This is a genomic window from Sediminibacterium salmoneum NBRC 103935 (assembly GCF_000511175.1).
Taxonomy (GTDB): domain Bacteria; phylum Bacteroidota; class Bacteroidia; order Chitinophagales; family Chitinophagaceae; genus Sediminibacterium; species Sediminibacterium salmoneum.
Genome location: NZ_KI866530.1, coordinates 1,708,497 through 1,730,105, shown reverse-complemented (window position 1 = coordinate 1,730,105; position 21,609 = coordinate 1,708,497). Strand labels below are relative to the sequence as shown.

Below are 21,609 nucleotides of genomic sequence, written 5' to 3'. Positions count from 1 at the left end.
GATTGTTCAATTATTAAAAAGAATGTAATGAAACACAATAAAATATTTACAACGGCTGCACTGTTACTTATGTTGGTAGCGGCAGCATGTACCAAAAAATTAGATGAAGTAGTGCCGCAGAGCAGCATTAGTAAAGATCAGGCACTAAAAGATCCCAATGCTGCCAGAACACTCTACTATGGTACTTATGGATTATTCCGTTCTTATGCCAGTACCTTTTATCAGCTGGGCGAGATGCGTGGTGATATATGGGTAGATGGTTTATTCACTGAAAGTGTTGACGGTGGTTTACAAAATTTATACCGTCACAATATTAGCAGTCTGAATGTACCATTTGCTAACTGGGGTGGTATGTACAATCTTTTATACAACTTTAATAATGTTATAAAGATTATACCTCAAACACCTTTGCCGGATGCTGAAAAAACAAGAATCCTGGCGGAAGTTCACGGGTTAAGAGCCTATGTATATTATACCATGCTAAGAACCTGGGGAGATGTTCCTTTGAACACCGAACCAGTTGAAACCCTTACCAATACAGCAGCTACTTACAAACCAAGAACAGGAGCGGATTCAATCATGCTTCAGGTAAAAGCAGATATTGCTAAATCTTTAGATCTGTTTGGAACGGCAACACCTGTATCTACTGATAAACGAGTGGTATGGAGTAAGCTTGCCACACTTGTATTAAAAGGAGATGTTTTTATTTGGTCAGGAACCCATATGGGTGGCGGAGCGGCAGATTTTACCACCGCAAAAGCTGCATTGCAAGAAGTAAGAAACCTGCAGGGTGCCAATTTAAATTTACAGGCTAACTACCGCGACATTTTTGATCCCACCAAAAAAGTGAACAATGCCGAAATGATTTTTGCAGTAAACTACGAATTGCAACAAGCACAACTGACTTTCTTTGGTAATTTCTCAGTTAACTCTATACAGGCAAATACCTTATCATTTGCACAGGCAGCTACACCAACGGTGGCTTCAGTATATCCTTATGTAAGTGGTGCCAACAGAGTGGGAATGAACCAGGCAATGATTACCCGTTTAACTTCAGGAATAGCAGATCAGCGAATCAGCAATACATTCAGAGTAATGTATTCCAATGCCGCTCCCTTTGCTATCAGAGGGGTAATGTTGACCAAATATTTGGGAACAGTAGCGGGCACATCACAAATTTACAATAATGATTATCCTATTTATCGTTATGCGGATGTGTTGTTGTTGTTAGCGGAAGCCAAAACCAAATTGGGAGAAGACCCTTCAGCTGAAATCAATGCGATTCGTTTGCGTGCATATGGATCGGGTTATACTCCTTTTGTGAGTGGAAGCCAATCAGCTAATATGAACGCAATTTTAGAAGAATACCTGCGTGAGTTTATTGGTGAAGGCAAGCGTTGGTGGGCACTTCGCAGAGCTGGCGATAGTTATGTGTATGCCAATACCAATACGGCTTTCCTGAGCCCAAGCAGTACAGCCAAGTTCTTATTGCCACTTTCTTTGACCATGCTGAATGCAGACCCATTGTTAAAGCAAACAGCTGGTTACTAAAAAATAGTTTATTAAGCAAGCATAAATGGTAGTTTTGAAAAACCAGGGGGGTAGCCATACCCCCCTGCATTTATCCTTATAAATTTTTGTTATGGAATTTACCCATTTGCAAGGATTGATTGCTGCCCCTTTTACACCGATGCATGCTGATGGTAGTGTGCATCTGGAATTGATTCCTGATTATTATGCTTTACTAAAAGCCAATGGAATTACGGGTGCTTTTATTTGCGGATCAACAGGTGAGGGTGTTTCCCTTACACTAAAAGAAAAGAAGTCTGTGGCAGAAGCCTGGGCGGCTTGTAGCAAAAATGATCCTTTTTTTTCTGTGATGCCCTTGTTAGGGGGAACCTGTATTGCCGATGCCAAAGAGTTGGCAATGCATGCAAAATCCATAGGATTGGATGCCGTTTCATTTACCGCACCTTCGTATTTTAAACCTGCCAATGTGCAAATGCTGGCTGAATGTTGCAAAGAAATTGCCGCAGTAGTTCCAGATATGCCTTTCTATTATTATCATATTCCCGTATTAACCGGAGTAGGTTTTCCTATGTACGATTTATTACAGGCAGTTGATGGACTGATCCCCAATTTTGCCGGTGTAAAATATACCCATGAAGATTTTATGGATTTTCTTTCTTGTTTACATTTTAAGAATGGCAAATACGATATGGTCTGGGGGAGAGATGAAAATATGCTTCCGGCCCTGGCTATCGGAACCAAAGCATCTATCGGCAGTACGTATAATTATGCAGCTCCTTTGTATCATCGTTTAATTCAGGCATTTGAAGCAGGAGATTTATTAAGTGCACAGCAATTACAACAACAATCTATTAATATGATCAGGTTGTTGGGTAAATATGGTGGAATAGCCACTGGTAAAGCCTATATGAAATTGATTGGACTGAATTGTGGTGAGTTTCGATTGCCTGTAAAGAATATGGATGCAATTGCTTTTGAACAATTTAAACAAGAGGTAGCAACCTTATCTTTTGAACAGTACTGCTCAAAAAAACCCATTGCAACAAAACAATAATCATGCGAGTTCATGTTATTATTTTATTCTTTATACTAATCTCGCAGCATGTGATTGCTCAATTACATTTCAATACTCATCTTAAAACTGCGGTTGCCGCAGAACTACCTAATATAGGAGTGGCAGGGCCTGTTACAGGAACTGTTAATAATTATTTAGTGGTTGCAGGAGGGGCTAATTTCCCTGAAGCAATGCCCTGGAAGGGAGGGGCAAAAAAATATCAGGATCAAATTTTTATTTATCAGCAAACAAACAGCAAACTAAATCTGAAGAGCAAGACACAACAATTGCCAGCGCCGGTTGCGTATGCGGCTGTTTGTAATTCTCCGCAAGGTATAGTATATGCTGGTGGAGAGAATGCCGAAGGTATCAGCAACAAAACCTGGTTGCTGGACTGGAATTCAAAACAAGAATCGGTTGTGTTAAAAGCCTTTCCTGATTTGCCCATTCCACTTACCAATGCTTCTGCTGTTTGTGTTCAGAATAAAGTGTATCTTATTGGTGGAGAAACTGCTGAAAATACCAGTGCCGCATTTTATTTTTTAGATTTAGAAAAAATAAACAAGGGTTGGCAGCGTCTTGGAAATATACCTGCGCCTTTGTCGCATCTGGTTTTAACTGCTGCAGAAGAAAGCAAGCATGCCTCGCTTTATATTGTGGGAGGGAGACAAAAAAATCCAGGCGGTATTAGTAGTTTCAGCAATAAAACCTATCGATACAATATAAAAAATGATTCCTGGGAAACAATGGAAGATATGCCTTATGCGCTAAGCGCAGGAACAGGTGTTTGTTGGAACAATAACCAAATAATCATTTTTGGGGGCGACCGTGGTATTGTATTTAATCAGGTAGAGCAATTGTTGGTTGCAATAGCCAATGAAACAAATACTGAAAAAAAGCAAGAATTGATTCATCAGAAAAATCAGCTACAGGAAAACCATCCCGGCTTTAGCAAAGAAATACTTGCTTACAATATAAATACGAATCATTGGAGTAAAATTGGAGAACTCACACAGGCAACACCTGTTACTACTACTGCTTTTTTTTGGAATAGTGCTGTGTTTATTCCGAGCGGAGAAATAAAAGCGGGTATACGATCTAATAAAATTTTACAAATTAATATTCAACCCCCGAACCGTGAATAAACATAAAAAGTATTCATGGATTGTAGTGGCGTTACTCTGGGTAGTAGCGCTGCTCAATTATATGGACAGGCAAATGCTGAGTACCATGAAACCAGCTATGCAGGCGGATATTGAGGCATTGAACAGTGCTACCAACTTTGGTTATCTAATGGCTGTATTTCTCTGGATTTATGGATTCATGAGTCCGGTATCCGGAATTGTTGCAGATAGGCTAAACAGAAAATGGTTGATTGTTGGTAGTTTGTTTGTATGGAGTGCCATTACATTTGCTATGGGTTATGCAACTACTTTTAATCAGTTGTATTGGTTAAGGGCAGGTATGGGCGTTAGTGAAGCATTGTATATTCCTGCCGCCCTTTCCTTAATTGCAGATTATCACGATAACAAAACAAGATCCCTGGCCATTGGAATTCATATGACCGGGTTGTATATGGGCCAGGCATTGGGTGGTTTTGGTGCAACCATTGCTGCCAGCTACTCCTGGCAATCTGCTTTTACCAGTTTTGGGTTGATTGGAATTGTCTATTCCATTGTGCTGATTTTGTTTTTACGGGAGAAGCCGAAGGAAATAGAGCCAGTAATTGTTAGTTTGAAGAACAGGATATTAACCAACGAACACAAAAAATCTTTTCTAAATCTGTCTGAAAAAAACAAACGAGAGTCTTTATTCAAGGGCCTGACTGTTTTATTATCTAATATTTCCTTCTGGGTCATCCTGTTTTATTTTGCAGTACCCAGCTTACCGGGATGGGGTGTAAAAAACTGGCTACCTACTTTGTTTGCAGAAAATCTGCAAATAGAAATGTCTTTGGCAGGGCCATTGTCTACCATCACCATTGCAGCTTCTTCCTTTATAGGTGTATTGTTTGGTGGAATTCTTTCGGACAGGTGGGTGCAAAAAAACATTCGCGGAAGAATTTACACCAGTGCTATTGGTCTGGGCTTAACCATTCCGGCTTTGCTTTTGATTGGATTGGGTAGCAGTATGCTGCATATGGTGGGAGCGGTGTTTTTCTTTGGATTTGGGTATGGTATGTTCGATGCCAATAATATGCCTATTCTCTGTCAGTTTATTTCGGCAAAGTACAGGGCAACTGCCTATGGTTTAATGAATATGACCGGTGTATTTGCCGGTGCATTCATTACGAATGTATTGGGGAAGTCTACCGACGCAGGAAGTTTAGGAAAAGATTTTGCATTGATGTCGATAGTTGTGGTTTTTGCCTTGGTTTTACAATTGACAGTGTTAAAACCGAAGCCAGTTGAATCTGAAATTTCATCTTAATTGTTTAAGTATCATTCTAATTATTCAGCATATAAATTCTTGCTATGAAAAAACTTTCTATAATTAGTGTATGTATTTTATTGTTGGTGCAACTCGGTTGTGCCAAGAAAGTATTGGCAGTTCCAGGTGAAGTAAAGGCAACCGCTTTTGCTCCGGCTATACCCGTTTTAAAAGGAATGGAACAGAATCCGGTTCTGCGTGTGGGTGTCTTTATACCGGCCGATTTGCCTCAGCAGGATTTTCGCAAAATCAATATGACAGTTAATTCAGGTGCATTAGCCGATATAGAAAAAATTCAATTCTATTTAACAGGCGCAGAGCCATTTAATGCACAGCAATTAATAACAAGTGTTCAACCAACGGCTACACAGATGGAAGTGCCTGTTTCATTAAAACTAAATCCGGGCGCTCATTTTATTTGGGTAAGTGTACAACTAAAGCCAACTGCTTCATTGCAGGGAAATATTGAAATCAGCGCTAAAAAACTCATTTCGGCTAACGGGAAAAACATTATGATTGCCGAACCCGCAGGCCCTTTTGTTAAGTTTAAAGGAAGTGCAGTTAGAAAGGCCAATGATGACGGGGTTCATACTTATCGAATACCGGGTATTATTACCACCAATAAAGGAACTTTGCTTTCTGTGTATGATATCCGCTATAAAAATACGGCGGATTTGCCTGGGAATATAGATGTAGGTTTAAGCAGAAGTACCGATAGCGGCAAAACCTGGCAGCCCATGAAAGTTATTATGGATATGGGAGCGCCGCACGAAAACAACGGTGTGGGAGATCCAGCCATACTATTTGATCCCATCACAAAAAAAATATGGGTAGCTGCCTTATGGAGTAAGGGAAACCGCTCCATTGCAGGTTCTTTACCTGGTATATCTCCGGATACAACAGGACAGTTTGTATTGGTAAGTAGTGATGACGATGGACTTACCTGGTCTGCGCCTTACACCATCACACCACAAATAAAAAATCCAAAATGGCATTTATTCTTTAATGGTCCTGGCTCAGGTATTGCCATGCAAAATGGCAAACTGGTTTTTGCTGCGCAGTATTGGGATGAAGTAAAGAAACCTTACTCAACCATAATTTACAGTGAAGATCATGGTAAAAACTGGGTAGGTAATGTAAATGGACCTAAATCTAATACAACCGAAAGCCAGGTGGTAGAAACTACACCTGGAACAATCATGTTGAATATGAGGGACAACAGAGGTTCTTACAGAAGTGTGGCAACAACATCCAATATGGGAGTAAGCTGGACGGAGCATGCAACTTCGTACAATGCCTTGCAAGACCCTGTTTGTATGGGGAGCCTTATAAAGGCCAGGGTAAAAGTAAAGGGTGTATTAAAGGACGTATTGTTCTTCAGCAATCCCAATACCACCAATGGTCGTTACAATATGACTATCAAGGCCAGTCTCGATTTGGGAGAAACCTGGTTGCCGGCGAATCAAATATTGGTTGATGAAAGAAATGGTTACGGGTACTCTTCATTAACACAAATAGATGCAGAAACCATTGGTATTTTATACGAAGGAACCCGCGATCTGTATTTTGTGAAAGTACCGGTTGCAGCCATTATTAAGTAAGAGAAAAATTTTTCAATTCAATTAATCCGATCAAAAAAGTGAAAATGATGTATTCCGTAAAAGAATTAGCTGAATTAGCTTCCTTCTACGAAAACCAATTGCTGAATAGTACGGTACCTTTTTGGTTTCCAAGGTCTTTTGACGAGGAGTTTGGTGGATTTCTGCTTATGCGTGATGCTGATGGATCGCTGATTGATGATGATAAGGCAGTGTGGATACAAGGTAGGGCAACCTGGTTGTTGGCTACATTATATAATACTGTAGAGCAAAAGCCTGAGTGGTTAGCAGGAGCTAAGCGCGGGTATGATTTTTTAAATCAGTATTGTTTTGATACAGATGGTCAGATGTTTTTTCATGTAACCCGTGATGGAAAACCTATCCGAAAGCGCAGGTATTTTTTTTCTGAAACATTTTATGTGATAGCTGCCGCAGCATATGCCAAAGCATCAGGAGACGAAGAGGCAGCAGCCAATGCAAGAAAAATTTTTGACCAATGTATAAAGTATACCATTACTCCGGGATTGCTGCCGGCTAAATTTACGGAAACGAGACCTGGTAAGGGTATCGGTGTACCTATGATTATGATGAATACTGCTCAGCAGTTAAGAGAAACCATTGGCCATGCACCCTGCGATGAATGGATTAGTCAATGGATCTACGAAATAGAAACCTATTTTGTAAAAGATGATATTCAGTGTGTAATGGAACAAGTAGCACCGGATGGATCTATCATAGACCATATTGACGGACGCACGCTGAATCCGGGTCATGCCATAGAAGGTGCCTGGTTTATTTTACATGAAGCAAAATATAGAAATAACGATCCTCATTTAATTCAACTGGGTTGTAAAATGCTGGATTATATGTGGGAGAGAGGATGGGATAAGCAGCATGGCGGCATTCTTTATTTCAGAGATGTATACAATAAACCTGTTCAGGAATACTGGCAGGATATGAAATTCTGGTGGCCACACAATGAAGTAATTATTGCCACTCTTTTAGCTTATTTAATGACCGGGGATCAAAAATATGCTACCTGGCATAAGATGGTTCACGATTATGCATATTCGCATTTTCTGGATATGCAGCATGGCGAATGGTTTGGGTATTTGCACAGAGATGGTACGATTGCTCAAACGGCGAAAGGTAATTTATACAAGGGGCCATTTCATTTGCCCAGACAGGAATGGTATTGCATGCAAATTTTAAAATCTTATTTATCATGAGACCCTTTGCTGTGCAATTGAGAATCTCTATTAGCTTCTTGATTGTTTGTTCTGTTATCCTTTTTTACAGTGCAAATGCTTCGTTTCATAGGGATTCACTGCTGTTTTCTGTAAATAGCATTTTTTCGGATCATATGGTTTTGCAGAGAGAGCAGCCCATTCATATTTGGGGTAAGGGTTTGCCTGGATCCATTGTTCAGGTTAGTTTAGCGCCTGCAGTTGATCCCAATAAAATAAGCAATCATTTGCAAAAGCAGGTAGCTAAATCAGTCGTAAAAAAAGACAGCAGCTGGTCGGTTTATTTGCCGGCGCAATCCGCCAATGCAGCACCACAGACATTACAAATAGCGTCGAGAAAACAAAAGCTTCAATTCAATGATATTTTAATAGGAGATGTATGGCTTTGTATAGGTCAAAGCAATATGGAGTGGCCCATGCAGCGGGAAATGAATTATAAGGAAGCCATTGCAACAGCCCAGCAGCCATTGTTGCGATTATACAATCCGACCTATGCAGGTAAAAATATTTTCAATCAATTTTTTACCGATTCGGTGCTCCAGCTATTGGCGCCAGAAAACTTTTTTGCAAAGACCCATTGGGAAGTAAGTGATAGCCATCATTTTAAGACCATGAGTGCGGTGGCGTATTATTACGGAAAGGAAATAGTAGAGAAAACCAAAGTTCCGGTTGGTTTAATCAATCTCTCTATTGCAGGTGCACCACTAGAAACTTTTATAGGAACCGATGCCCTAAAATTGAATCCTGTCTTCGCCTCTAAAGCCATGGAGCCCTGGTTAACTAACCCTTATTTACCCGTTTGGGTTAAAGAAAGAGGGAACCAAAATCTGCGAACAGGAACGAACCATCCTTTTAAGCCTGGTCATGTGTATGAAGCGGGTATCAAGCCCTTGTTTCCATTTGCCATAAAAGGGATTGTTAATTATCAGGGAGAAAGTAATGCGCAGGAAATAGAAAGAGTAAATGAGTATGTGGCCTTATCTGCTTTGATGGTGAAAGATTACAGAGCCAAATTTAAACAACCCAAACTACCATACTACTTTGTACAATTGAGTTCCATAGACAGTGTAAAGTACAAGGGGCAATTCTGGCATTTGTTTCGCAACGAAGAAAGAAAATTGCTGGAGCAAATTCCTTATTCGGGTATGGCTGTGATAACCGATCATGGCCTAAGGGATAATGTACATCCAACCAATAAAAAGATAGTAGGGGAAAGATTGGCCCAATGGGCATTGCACAATGACTATGGAAAAGCGGTTGTGCCATCCGGGCCTTTGCCAGATAAAGCTATTTATGAAAAAGGACAAGTAAAAGTGTATTTTAAATATGCAGCGGGGGGATTGCAAACAGCGGATGGTAAATTGTTGCGGGGTTTTTCGCTGGACGGAATTACAGCTGTAGCAGCACAGATTGATTCTTTAAAAAATTTTGAGCAAAAACCTGGCTCAAATCAAGGGAATTTTACGGTAGTGATTCAATCCCCAACCATGCCTGAATATGTTTATTACGATTGGAAACCTTATACAGATGGTAATTTAGTAAACAATGCAGGATTGCCAGCTTCAACATTTAAACTAGAAGTACTACAATCAGCTGTTTCTTCTTTAAACATCATTCCGGCTCCTGTTCGCCTGCAACAACAAAAAGGTGCTTTTCATATTCATGAGCAAACTGCCATTGAATTCTTTGCACAAAATAAAGCGTTGCTTTCTGCAGCCAGATTTCTTCAACAAGGCATCCGGGAAATTTCGGGATTCACCCTGCCTTTAAAGCCAGCCAATGGGCAACTAAAAGCGGGTCAACAAAAAATTGTATTGGCATTTATTACCGATACAACGCTTGGGAACGAAGGTTATCATTTAAAAGTAACGCCTGAACTCATTTCTGTACAAGCCAATACAAAGGCAGGTATCGTCTATGGCATACAATCTTTGATGCAGACATTGCCTGCTATCAGAAACAATGCAAAGCTGCTTGTTCCTTCAATGGAAGTTACCGATTATCCAAGATTCAAGTGGCGGGGTATGCACCTGGATGTGAGCCGTCATTTTTTTGCTCCTCAATTCATTAAACAATACATTGATTTACTGGCATCCTATAAGTTCAATACTTTTCATTGGCATTTAGTAGACGACCAGGGATGGCGTATAGAAATTAAAAAGTATCCAGCTCTAACTCAGACAGGAGCCTGGCGGGTAGACCATACAGATAAGGTTTGGGGATCAAGGCCGCAGGCTAAACTTGGGGAGCCTGCTAATTATGGTGGATATTACACACAGGAGCTAATTAAGGAAATTGTTGCATACGCTGCAGAGCGAAATATTACTGTGGTCCCGGAGATTGAAATGCCAGGTCATGTAGCATCGGCCATTAGTGCATATCCTTATTTAAGTTGTACCCAACAAAAGCAATTGCCGTTAACAGGCGGTAATTATACCGGTATGGCATCTAATTATTGTGCAGGCAATGATTCGGTATTTCATTTTTTAGAAGATGTATTAACAGAAGTAATAGCATTGTTTCCATCCAGATATATTCATATTGGTGGTGATGAAGTAGACAAGACATCCTGGAAGAAATGTGCCAAATGTCAACAAAGAATGCTTGCGGAGCATTTAAAAGACGAAGAGGAATTACAGAGCTATTTTATTAAGCGAATTGAGCGGTTCCTACAATCTAAAAAACGAAAAATTATTGGCTGGGATGAAATACTCGAAGGTGGATTGGCACCTGATGCAACCGTTATGAGCTGGCGGGGGGAAGCAGGAGGTATTGCAGCAGCCAAAATGAAGCACAATGTAGTGATGACGCCGGGTAATCCTGTTTATTTTGATCATTATCAGGGAGATCCTGCAACTGAACCTTTGGCCATTGGTGGATTCAATACCTTAAAGCGTGTATATGATTATGAGCCATTGCCCAAGGAATTGTCATCAGCTGAAGCCAACTATATTTTAGGGGCACAGGCGAATCTCTGGACAGAATATATCACAACACCCAAACAAGTTCAGTACATGGTATTACCCCGCATGTTGGCTCTGTCAGAAGTTTTATGGAGTCCTGCAAACAGTAAAGACTGGTCTAATTTTAATGAAAGACTACAATCTCATTTTATTGGATTTGATCAAAAGGGATTGCATTACAGCAAGGGAAATTTTAAAGTTGATATTAAGCCTTCTTTACAAGCAGGAAAATTATATGCAACGCTTTCTACCGAAGCTTATAAGGGCCAAATACAATATACCACTGATGGAACGCACCCTAATATCAATAGTAGTGAATACGCCAATCCTATTGAAATAAATTCCTCTGTTACCATTAAGGCAATCACAACAGTGAATGGAGAAGTGAAAAGTATTTTTCCTGCCGAGCAAAAATTTGCCATACATAAGGCAATAGGGAAGCAGGTAGTATATACAAACCCTATCAGCCGATATTATATGGCTGATGGTCCTAATTCCTTAACAGATGGCATCAAGGGAACATCTGCGGTTAATAAATTTTGGCATGGCATTTCTGCGAATGACTTAATAGCTACAATTGATTTAGGAGAGGAGAAAATAATTCAGACTCTATCCTTGGGATGTTTACAGCAATATGCAGATTGGATCATGATGCCAGAGTGGGTAAAGTTTGAATTTTCATTGGATGGTATCCATTTTACAGAAATAGGTACAGTTAACAATACAGTATTGCAGCAAGATAAAACACCCACCATCAAAGACTTTATTGCTTCGTTCACACCGGTAAATGCAAGATACGTAAGGGCTACAGCAAAAGTGTTGAATCAATTACCGAAGGGGCATTCAGGTGAAGGAAAACCAGCCTGGATATTTGTAGATGAATTCATTGTTGAATAGTATAACTATGAAACTAAAATTTGTAAATGTGTTATTGGTGATGTTATTCCTTGCTTTACAAAGTAAGGCCCAGATTCAATTGCCAAAATATCCTGATTCAATTTTTTCAACTTATTATCATCAGCGGATAAGTTTGTTTCAATCGTTACAGGGTTTCGATAATAGTAAAGCAGTAAATGAGCAAAATAACCAATCCATAATCTTCCTGGGCAACAGCATCAACGACGGAGCAGAATGGAATGAGCTATTCAGTGATAGTCGCATTAAGAACCGAGGTATCAGCGGCGACATTACTGCGGGTGTGATATATCGTTTGGATGAAGTTGCGAAAAGAAAACCAGCCAAAGTTTTCCTGATGATTGGGATTAACGATTTAGGCAGAGGCCTGACCCCGGACTCAGTTGTTAAAAATATTTTATTCATTAATGATTATTTGCAACAGGAAAGTCCGGAAACAAAGGTTTTCATTGAAAGCATTCTTCCGGTAAATCCATTGTTTGGAAAATTTGCCGGACAAACCAGTAAGACGAAAGAAATTTTGATTGCAAATACATTTCTCAAAAATGCAGCTGAAGCACATCAGTACACTTATATTGATCTGCATTCTTCTTTTACCGATAACCAGGGATATTTAAATAAAAAATATACCAATGACGGACTGCATTTGATGGGAGCAGGTTATCAACATTGGCGACATTTAATTTATCCGAAAGTTTTTGGACTTACAGATAAGCCTGCTTTAATTCCGCTGCCAAAACAGGTAGAATGGAAATCTGGTTATTATCTGTTACAATCCGGAAAAAGTATCAAAGAACAGGTTGCCATTCTTATTGAGAATAGTTCCGAGGGTTTTGAAAGGGATAAAAATGTTGTAGGGGCAAAAATCAAGAAATCGAAAGTAAATCTGCGTAAGGGTGATGCTAATGAATCCTATGAACTCAATGTCTCCGAAAGTCAAATCAACATCAAAGCAAAAACGCAAAAGGGCGTATTCAATGCCATGCAAACATTGGAACAATTGGCTCGCAATGGAAAAACCATTGATGCAGTGGAAATTAAAGACGAACCAGCTTTTGCCTGGAGAGGATATATGATTGATGTTGGAAGGAATTATCTATCCATTGATTTGCTGAAACAGCAAATTGATAGGATGGCAAAATACAAACTGAATGTATTTCATTTTCATGCCTCCGAAGACATTGCCTGGAGAATAGAGAGCAAGCGATATCCGCAGCTTACTTCGCCAGAATATATGCTGCGCAATAAGGGGTTGTATTATTCAGAAGCAGAAATAAAAGAGCTAATACAATATTGCAATGACAGAAATATTTTATTCGTACCTGAGATCGATATGCCCGGTCATAGTGCGGCTTTTAAACGCGCGATGAAAACAGATATGCAAAGTGATTCCGGATTGATTATTGTAAAAAATATACTGGAAGAGTTCTGTACTACTTTTGACGTTCCCTATATTCATATTGGTGCAGACGAAGTTAAAATCACCAACCCGAATTTTATTCCGGAAGTAACTAAATATATTCAAAGCTTTGGCAAAAAAGTAATTGGCTGGCAACCGGGTGGAAATTTTCTAGACAATACTATCCGCCAATTGTGGATGGATGACCTTGGTAAAATTACCAGCGATAAACAAATTCAGTACATTGATTCCAGGCATTTGTATTTGAATCATATGGATCCTTTAGAGGCCGTGACCACTATTTTTAATAGACAATTGGCCAACAAAGATCAGGGTGACCAAAATGCTTTGGGTGCCATTATCTGTACCTGGCACGATAGAGCGGTGGAGAAGCAGGAAGATATATTAAGAATGAATCCGGTATATCCTGCCATGGTGGCTTTTGCCGAAAGAAGCTGGAGAGGAGGGGGGCAACCAGGATGGATTGCTAATGTTAGTGATGGTGACAATAAAGCGTTTGCGGAATTTGAAGAACGGTTGCTCAATCATCGGCAGCAGTATTTTAGTGCAGCAAATACTTCAATTGCTCCAGTTGCTTTTTCTTACCAACGCCAAAGTCATATGCAATGGAAACTTTACGGTCCATTTGCAAAAGAGGTGAATGATCATCAAAACTATTTGAGTGAACAAGCAATGGCTGGCTCTTTTTATAAAAGAGTAACTGGCGGTACCGTGGTGTTGAAACATTGGTGGGCACCCCTGATTAAAGGGGCTATTGATACCCTTACACCCAACACAACTGTTTATGCCGAAACCGAAATCTGGAGTAAGGAAACCGCGGTGAAACCTTTTTGGATTGGATTCAACAATTTGTCTCGTTCACCCGCAACGGATTCGCATCCGAAAGGAGAGTGGAGTTTTAATAGCCCAACTGTTTGGGTTAATCAGCAAATGATTGCACCACCTGTATGGAAGCGTGGAGGTCAAAAAGGCCATTCAGAAATTCCTTTATCAGATGAAGGATATGAATACAGAGCGCCAACAATGATTCTTTTACAAAAGGGACAAAATAAAGTGCGTATCAAAATTCCTATAAAAGAATTAAAGGGCAAAGACTGGCAGAACCCTGCTAAGTATATGTTCACATTTGTACCGGTTGAATAAGCAAAGCATTGTTCCCATCAAAAGCCTCAATAAAAGTATCCGCATGAACAAAATAGCAAAGCGTAGCAGCGACGTCAAAATGTTAAAATTGTCAACATCTATGGGTAATCAAAAATGCTTTTTGATCAGTGTTGTATGGCTATCTATTTCCTTTTTAATGCAACCGAAATACTTATTGGCCCAGCGAGATACTGTTTGGCTGAACAGTAATTGGAAATTTAAAACAGACAAGCAATCAGAGGGTTTGAAAGCTGCCTGGTTTACAGCCCCACTAATCAATAGCAGAACGGTTTCCATCCCTCATACCTGGAATATAGAAGACAGCAATCAAATGCACTATGGGTGGGCCTGGTACCAGCGTAATCTGGAAATTCCTGCAACTTATAAAAACAAACAACTAGTGCTTGAATTCGGCGCCGTTAACCACACAGCGCATGTATACTTAAATGGTATAAAAGTTGCAGATCATATTGGAGATGGGTTCAATAAATTCAAAGTGGATATTAGTAAAGCCGTACAGCCGGGTAAAAACAATCAACTGACTGTTGCGGTTAACAATGATTACGGCAAGAATAAAGTACCTTATGGAAGTTCATTTGACTGGCCGAATGATGGTGGTATCATACGAAAAGTAAAAATGATGGTTACCCATCCGGTTGCTCCCAGTCAAATATGGGTAACACCCACTTTACACAAAGATTCATCTGCTACGGTGAAGATTAAACTGCCATTCAATGCTGCTATACTCGAAAAGAAATATGCAGGGCTAAAGTCTACATTGAAACTCAATATTCAAATTGCTCCTGACTTGGAACAATACAAACAAATGAATCGTCAGCCCAATTTAACAATGCACGAATTGGCCAGAACCCAGATGGTTACTGCCTTGGTAAAGCCCGATTGGGACGGCGTAAATGCTTATGCAACAGTTCAAATTCCAAAGGTAAAACCCTGGCATTTTGATTTTCCGCATTTGTATTTCGTTGGTGTTTTCATTGCGACAGATAAAGAACTGATTGATGTAATTGGAACGAATACTGGTTTCAGAAATCTTGCATTCATCAACGGACAAACCCATCTGAACGGAGAGCGGGTAAAACTGATGGGCGTTGAGTGGACGGCAGGCTCCAATCCGGATTATGGATTTGCAGAAACCGATTCTGTAATACTGGCGAATTGCAAATTGATGAAAAATGTAAATGCAATTTTCACCAGACAGCATTTTCAGCAGGACGATTTGTTTTATGAATTCTGTGACCGAAATGGCATATTGGTGCAACAGGAAGTTCCTTTGTGGGGGCCTGAAACCCCAGCCAGCGAAACCGTTCAGCAGATTGCCATGCAGCAATTGGGAAGCATGATTGATAATCTGTATAATCATCCCAGTATCTTTTCCTGGGGTGCAGGAAATGAATTGCGCGCCAGAGATGCAGACATGAAACCCTTTATTAGTGCATTAATGAAAAAGTCAAGAGAGCTGGATCCAGGCAGGAATACTGCCTACGTGAGTAATACGCTAACACATGGTTATATCACGAATCCCAATTTTGTTCCCGATGCAGCTGCGGAGGGAGATTATTTAATGATGAATGAATACGGGGGAAGTTGGTGGAGTATACCCACTGGGGAAATTCATTTGTATCTGGACAGTGTGCATATGAGTTACCCTGACAAGCCTTTTTTCATTTCAGAATTTGGTTTGTGTGAGCCTAATTTTAAAGGAGGTGATGAGCGAAGAGTAGAAGACCTTATTTATCATATGGCAATCTATGAAAGCAAGCCCTATGTAGAAGGCGCTATCTATTTTGATTTAACGGATTACCGAACGCACTATCCCGGTACTACCGATATTGGAAAGTTCAGAAGAAGAATTCATGGGGTGTATGATATGTATGGAAATCCCAAGCCGTCTATGAAAGTATTAAGGGAGCAATCATCGCCTATTGAAATTCAACACGTGGCCAATGGGGAAAAAGGAAAACTCAATATTACGCTGTATGGTAGTATGGGTTTGCCTCAGCATACAGTGAGTGGATACCAGTTATATATTTCTTCACAACAAGATAATTACCTGCAAACAAAACCTTATTTAATTCCAACGCTGAAACCGGGGCAGCGGCATAGCTTAAAAGTGGAAGCTATAAAGGGTTTAGGTTCTGGTGATTACTTTATTACAATTGTTAGGCCAACAGGCTTTGTAGCTTCGCAAAAAAGATTTGAAGATTAAATGTGAAAAGACTTGGTTGTACTATTTATTTCCGTCAATAAACTTTTCTAGTAGGTTTATTTTTTCTCTTTCACTTTTAAGCAGCGCTTCATAAAGTTCAACCACTTTATCAAATGGATTGAATGTACAATTGTGATTGATTACATTCAATGTGGAATGGTCGTGACTTGTGAATGTGTTAGACAATATGTTAATGGCAGTGTCTTCGTCAAAGTTTTTTATGGCATCAACAGGAACTTTTAAAACATTGGCTACTTTAATTAGTATATTGTCTTCAATCACTTCTTTTTGTTCAATTAAAGAAATTTTTCTTTGGTTCCAGTCTTCTCCCATTTCAGCTGCGAGTGTTTCTTGTTTTATCCCAAGAAGTTCTCTATAACGCTTAACGTTACGTCCTTGATGTATTGTTTTTTCCATGGAATTCCTTTTTTCAAATATAACAAAGAAATTCAGGTAAAATACCTTGCTTTTCAGGTAAAATACCTGTTTTAAAATTAGGATACCTAATTTCTTGATTACAATTTAGTAGCTACATTATTTTATGGAGCTAGTTAAATCTTTTTTTGATGCCTATTCACTGCAGTCTGCAAAATTATATGTCTCCAGCAGTTTTAAAGCAGCAGAAACCAGTAAGATTTGGAATAATGGAGCTCCGTATGATTTGATATACTTTTTTGAGCATTTGTCTAAATTGGTGCATGCCCTTCATAAGTGGGTTAAGCGTAACAAGAAGAAGTCTAATAATATAGTTATTAAGAATCTCATTCAAACATATTCTATAAAGCAGTGGGAGACTAATTTGAACTATATCTTATGCTATGCACTTTCAAATCATAGTTTATTTGAAGCAAGTGTAGACCTGGCAGTCTTGCATTTCTATGAAATAGTAAATCAATTAATAGAGAACGCTTATTTAATGATTTAGTTATGATAAATACATTCATTTATACTGAAGCAACGAAAGTGGTAGATCAAAAATTAAATTGTATTCAATCCATTCAAGATGCATATCAGCCAGATGCTATTTTTTTATTGGGTACAAAACATAATCAATATAAAACAGAAAGTATTTTTTCTGCTCTTTCCAATGAGGGAACATTCATTTCGCAATTGTTCTTATTGGTACTTATTCCAAAACCAGAGAAATATACAATATTGGAAATGCATGAGATGATGGAGCGAAAAGCCAGTAACATTTTGCCAACAACTTGTATACTTTTAGAAACCAGTACATTTATCCATTGGTGTTCTATAGGCCACTCTTTTGCTGTAAAAGTTGTAAACTCAAGTACTCCTGTTTATTGTAATAATCAGTATGCAAATTCTTTCCAGATACATGTTGAGTCAGAAATGAATGCTAATTTGCTTCAAAGAACTTATCGTGAGGGCTTAGAGAAAAGCAATGAATTCTTTTCTGGGGCAGAGCTTTATTTAATTAGAAAGCAATACCAATTAAGTCTTTTTATGCTGCACCAGGCAGCTGAACAGGCACTGAGTACTTTTATTAAAATGGGGTTGGGGTATTACATCCCTATACATAATGTGGAACGCTTATTACGTTATGCAGGCTGGACCAATCATGCTGTTTCATGTATTTTTCCTTTGAAATCAGAAGAAGATAAAAGAGTATTCAAATTGTTTCAACGATCCTATATTGACAGTCGTTATAATCCTGAGTTTACTGTTAAATATTGTGATTTAATTGTTTTGAGGGATAAAGTGTCGGAATTGCTGAATCAATTGAAAATGTTGTAAAATTCCATCATTAATGCCTATATTTGCTATTAATGGTGGAAAAAACCAACATAAAATGGCTTGAATTGACTGATAATGCTATTCTACAGCAATTAGGAGCCTTTATCAAAGAGACCCGTTTGTCCCAAAATAAACCCAGCAAGAACTGGCAACAGCAGCGGGTGTGAATCGTTCTACCATTGTTCAGTTAGAAAATGGGAATAGCGCCACTTTAATCAGTTTTATTCAGGTACTCAGGGCATTGGGTAAACTGGATTTATTTGAGCGATTCCAACAACCCACCATTATAAGCCCATTGCTTTTGGCAAAAAATGCCCTTTCTAAAAAGAAGAGAGTTTCTGCGCATATAGCTAAAATAAAACCAACACCTAAATCTAATTGGTAATGGTAAGCAATGCATTTATTAAAATCTGGGATCAACTGGTGGGTGCAATTGCATGGGATGCCGCTAAGGGCATTGCTTTTTTTGAATTCGAACCCGGATTCCTGACGCGTCAATGGGATTTGTCTCCACTAAAAATGCCCATACGCGAAGCCAATAGAACCATATTTTCCTTTCCTGAATTAGTCCGAAGCAACACATTTAAAGGCTTGCCAGGTCTTTTGGCTGATGTATTGCCCGATAAATACGGAAACAGGCTAATTAATGAATGGCTTGTAAAACAAGGGCGTTCCATGGATAGTATGAATCCTGTTGAATTGTTGTGCTTTATTGGTAAAAGAGGAATGGGCGCATTGGAATTTGAACCCGTTATACAAGATGGCTTTAATAAAGCAACCAAAATTGAAGTGAGTCAATTGATTGAGACTGCACAAGCCATTCTATCCAATAAAAAGCAATTCAATACAAACCTGTCCAGTGAAGAAACAAAGGCATTAAAGGATATCTTAAAAATAGGTACTTCTGCAGGTGGTGCAAGAGCAAAAGCAGTAATTGCCTATAATGAAAAAACGGGTGAAGTAAAAGCAGGGCAAGTAGAAGCGCCCAGAGGTTTTACCCATTGGTTGATGAAGTTTGACGGGGTAAGCGATTCAGAAATCGGCATAACAAAAGGCTATGGCAGGGTAGAAATGGCATATCATTTAATGGCTAAAGCGGCAGGTATTGAAATGATGGAATGCAGACTCTACGAAGAAAATGGAAGAGCACATTTTATGACCCGGCGTTTTGATAGAGTAGGAAACAAACAAAAGCTTCATGTACAAAGTTTTTGTGCACTCAATCATTTTGACTTTAACCTCGTTAATGATTTTAGTTATGAACAATTGTTTCAAACTATGCGGAGTTTAGGTTTGCCTTATCCGGCTGCCGAGCAATTGTTTAGAAGAATGTCTTTTAATGTAATGGCTCGCAATTGTGATGACCATACAAAGAATTTCTCTTTTATCATGGATCAGGAAGGGTTATGGTCATTGGCCCCTGCATTTGATATCTGTCATGCCTACAGACCAGAAAGTAACTGGGTAAGTCAGCATGCACTAAGTATCAATGGAAAGCGATCCAATATTACCAGAGATGATTTGCTGGCAGTTGCTAAAAATATGAATATCAAAAAAGCAACTGTCATATTGAATCAAATTAAAGAAACGGTTGCATCTTGGAAGAACTTTGCTGCTGAAACCAAGGTTGCACCTAAACTAAGAGATGCTATTGGACAAACATTGATTTTGCTTTAGAACATAAACGCACCGGCCATTTGATTTTGTTCTGTCCTTGAAATTCCAATTTGATTCGCAATTTTTTTCCAGTTCTGAACAGATAATTTAACATCATCAATAATGGAATCCATTTTTTTGGAACTAAGCTGAAAAAAAGCCCCCACGCTTTTTGCAAGTTCCAAATCCAATGAATTATTGTTCATGTCAATATTTAGTGCAAGCCCATTTTTATACACCGATGGATTAATGTCATAAGCTGGTGACAGGTGCCATCCGTTATTTTTAATTAGAAAACCATGATTTCTAAAATGGTCATCTGTATTGGATATGGTAATATTAAATACGATTCTTCTCCATAGTTGCTCTAAATCTGCAGAAATATTAGCTCCGTGAAATTGTATAAATTCTGCTATTTCCAAATAGCTTCCCATATTATCTCGTATCAGGTTTTCATTGTTACCTGTCATTGTCATGGCAGAAGCAAAATGAATTCTTTCTCCATTCTCTCTGTCAAATCTTTTAGTAAAAAATGTATGATGCTTTCCTGCAATTTTTTCAATTTTACTCTCAGACATTTGTATGCCTGCATCTCTTGCCAGTAAATAAGCCAGATATTCCCATGAAGCTTTATCTACATCATCCGTTTTTGAAGGAAATTTTGCAATCCATGGATGGTGTTGATTATCGAGGATATTAGCTTTAGGTCTAGCTCCACCAAGTGAAGAACCAGGAGCTATTAAAATTTCAAGCCAATTATTTATAAGGGAGTCGTCATTGTTTAATTCAATGGCTTTTGCTGCGTTTTGAAGTTCTTTAATCTTTGCCCAGTGAGGCGTTGATTTTTTTGGATTATTGTCTATAAATGGTCCACCCTGATCCGTTTTGAAACGCAATCCACCCATTCTGCTTTCGTCATTCACTCCCAATAAAAAATCTATATCTGTTAATTGTCTGTTTTCAATACCACTTTCTAAGGCAAGTTGAGCAGCTCTTTTTTTCATCAATGTTCTCCCCCATGTGTCTGGCATTGAATCTAGAAATACACCAAAATTTTCTTTATTGGTTGGGTGTTGCGTTCCTGTGAACCAATTAATATCCGGGTCTAATAAAAATTGTTCTTTTTGGTTTAACCAGGCATCATCATAGGTAAAACTAAAAGCAGTTTTGCCTCTTGCCATTTGAACAGTTAGCATGCCTATTGCTTTAGGTTCGTTTAAACCCAGCCAATGTGCATATACTAAAATGTTCTTTTTATCTGCCATTATTTATTTTTTGTCAGCAAATTCAGGTCCTGCAATTTCCTGCCATAAGTATCATCAGCCGCTATTTGTAAAAAATCTTCATGTAAACCCAAAACCCTTAAAGTATTAAAATACGCACCCATTGAAACACTAGGATTCCCTTTTTCAATTTCGTAAAGTGTGGATCTATCAATATTGGCTCTTTCTGCTGTTTGAATAGTGGTTAACTTCCTCCTTTTGCGTGCCAGTTTAATATTCTCTCCTAGTTCTGCCAGAATCCGCTGGTGTTTGGGGAATAATATTGTTTTCTTAGATTTCATGTTGTTTAATATCTACAAAATTAATAATATTGTTGAAAATAAGCAACAAATAATTTAATTCACCATTATCCCAGCCAAACAACCATTATGATGAAAATATTTCATAA

The 21,609-nt window shown here is 38.8% G+C and carries 16 protein-coding genes; 13 read left to right on the top strand and 3 right to left on the bottom strand.

The features are described 5' to 3' along the window. Positions 1-27: 27 nt before the first annotated feature. The 9 genes from P767_RS0108130 (at position 28) to P767_RS0108090 (ending at position 16,527) form a co-directional block, all read left to right on the top strand. Positions 28-1,551 (top strand): RagB/SusD family nutrient uptake outer membrane protein, encoded by a 1,524-nt coding sequence (locus P767_RS0108130; RefSeq protein ID WP_026764103.1) that lies wholly within the window; start codon positions 28-30, stop codon positions 1,549-1,551. 91 nt (positions 1,552-1,642) lie between these two features. Continuing rightward, complete coding sequence (locus P767_RS0108125) at positions 1,643-2,584, top strand: dihydrodipicolinate synthase family protein (RefSeq protein ID WP_026751175.1); 942 nt, start codon at positions 1,643-1,645, stop codon at positions 2,582-2,584. A 2-nt stretch (positions 2,585-2,586) separates the two neighbouring features. Beyond that, positions 2,587-3,729, top strand: coding sequence for a Kelch repeat-containing protein (locus tag P767_RS0108120; protein ID WP_026764102.1), 1,143 nt, complete (start codon positions 2,587-2,589; stop codon positions 3,727-3,729). A 73-nt stretch (positions 3,730-3,802) separates the two neighbouring features. Continuing rightward, the gene (locus P767_RS0108115) at positions 3,803-5,014 is read left to right on the top strand and encodes an MFS transporter (RefSeq protein WP_407636325.1); all 1,212 of its coding nucleotides are present in this window, start codon (positions 3,803-3,805) and stop codon (positions 5,012-5,014) included. A 44-nt stretch (positions 5,015-5,058) separates the two neighbouring features. Further along, on the top strand, positions 5,059-6,615 hold the full coding sequence (locus P767_RS0108110) for a sialidase family protein (protein WP_026764100.1): 1,557 nt from the start codon (positions 5,059-5,061) through the stop codon (positions 6,613-6,615). Between the two features lie 44 nt (positions 6,616-6,659). Next, positions 6,660-7,841 carry an AGE family epimerase/isomerase gene (locus tag P767_RS0108105; RefSeq protein ID WP_026764099.1) on the top strand — a complete coding sequence of 394 codons (1,182 nt, stop codon included), beginning with the start codon at positions 6,660-6,662 and terminating at the stop codon, positions 7,839-7,841. Continuing rightward, positions 7,838-11,719 (top strand): family 20 glycosylhydrolase, encoded by a 3,882-nt coding sequence (locus P767_RS18175; RefSeq protein ID WP_172637530.1) that lies wholly within the window; start codon positions 7,838-7,840, stop codon positions 11,717-11,719. Before P767_RS0108105 ends, P767_RS18175 begins: the two co-directional genes overlap by 4 nt. A gap of 7 nt (positions 11,720-11,726) precedes the next feature. Next, positions 11,727-14,300, top strand: a complete 2,574-nt coding sequence (locus P767_RS0108095) for a family 20 glycosylhydrolase (RefSeq protein WP_026764097.1) — start codon at positions 11,727-11,729, stop codon at positions 14,298-14,300. A gap of 100 nt (positions 14,301-14,400) precedes the next feature. Beyond that, positions 14,401-16,527 carry a glycoside hydrolase family 2 protein gene (locus P767_RS0108090; protein WP_216593220.1) on the top strand — a complete coding sequence of 709 codons (2,127 nt, stop codon included), beginning with the start codon at positions 14,401-14,403 and terminating at the stop codon, positions 16,525-16,527. 21 nt (positions 16,528-16,548) lie between these two features. Here P767_RS0108090 and P767_RS0108085 read toward each other — a convergent pair whose 3' ends face one another. Continuing rightward, positions 16,549-16,944 carry a helix-turn-helix domain-containing protein gene (locus tag P767_RS0108085; RefSeq protein ID WP_026764095.1) on the bottom strand — a complete coding sequence of 132 codons (396 nt, stop codon included), beginning with the start codon at positions 16,942-16,944 and terminating at the stop codon, positions 16,549-16,551. 124 nt (positions 16,945-17,068) lie between these two features. Here P767_RS0108085 and P767_RS0108080 point away from each other — a divergent pair, with 124 nt between their 5' ends. From P767_RS0108080 to P767_RS0108065, 4 genes are all read left to right on the top strand, one after another. Next, positions 17,069-17,452, top strand: a complete 384-nt coding sequence (locus P767_RS0108080) for a hypothetical protein (RefSeq protein WP_026764094.1) — start codon at positions 17,069-17,071, stop codon at positions 17,450-17,452. 2 nt (positions 17,453-17,454) lie between these two features. Beyond that, entirely contained in the window at positions 17,455-18,282 is an 828-nt protein-coding gene (locus P767_RS0108075; RefSeq protein ID WP_026764093.1) for a HEPN domain-containing protein, read from the top strand. Positions 18,283-18,427: 145 nt separating this feature from the next. Further along, positions 18,428-18,667, top strand: coding sequence for a helix-turn-helix domain-containing protein (locus P767_RS17945; RefSeq protein ID WP_084799871.1), 240 nt, complete (start codon positions 18,428-18,430; stop codon positions 18,665-18,667). Next, the gene (locus P767_RS0108065) at positions 18,667-19,959 is read left to right on the top strand and encodes a type II toxin-antitoxin system HipA family toxin (protein ID WP_026764092.1); all 1,293 of its coding nucleotides are present in this window, start codon (positions 18,667-18,669) and stop codon (positions 19,957-19,959) included. Before P767_RS17945 ends, P767_RS0108065 begins: the two co-directional genes overlap by 1 nt. Here the strand turns inward: P767_RS0108065 and P767_RS0108060 are convergent. Together P767_RS0108060 and P767_RS0108055 are read right to left on the bottom strand one after the other, a co-directional pair. Next, positions 19,956-21,203 carry a type II toxin-antitoxin system HipA family toxin gene (locus P767_RS0108060; protein WP_037351697.1) on the bottom strand — a complete coding sequence of 416 codons (1,248 nt, stop codon included), beginning with the start codon at positions 21,201-21,203 and terminating at the stop codon, positions 19,956-19,958. The genes P767_RS0108065 and P767_RS0108060 overlap by 4 nt on opposite strands. After that, positions 21,203-21,502 (bottom strand): helix-turn-helix domain-containing protein, encoded by a 300-nt coding sequence (locus tag P767_RS0108055; protein WP_026751183.1) that lies wholly within the window; start codon positions 21,500-21,502, stop codon positions 21,203-21,205. Before P767_RS0108055 ends, P767_RS0108060 begins: the two co-directional genes overlap by 1 nt. Between the last annotated feature and the right edge of the window lie 107 nt (positions 21,503-21,609).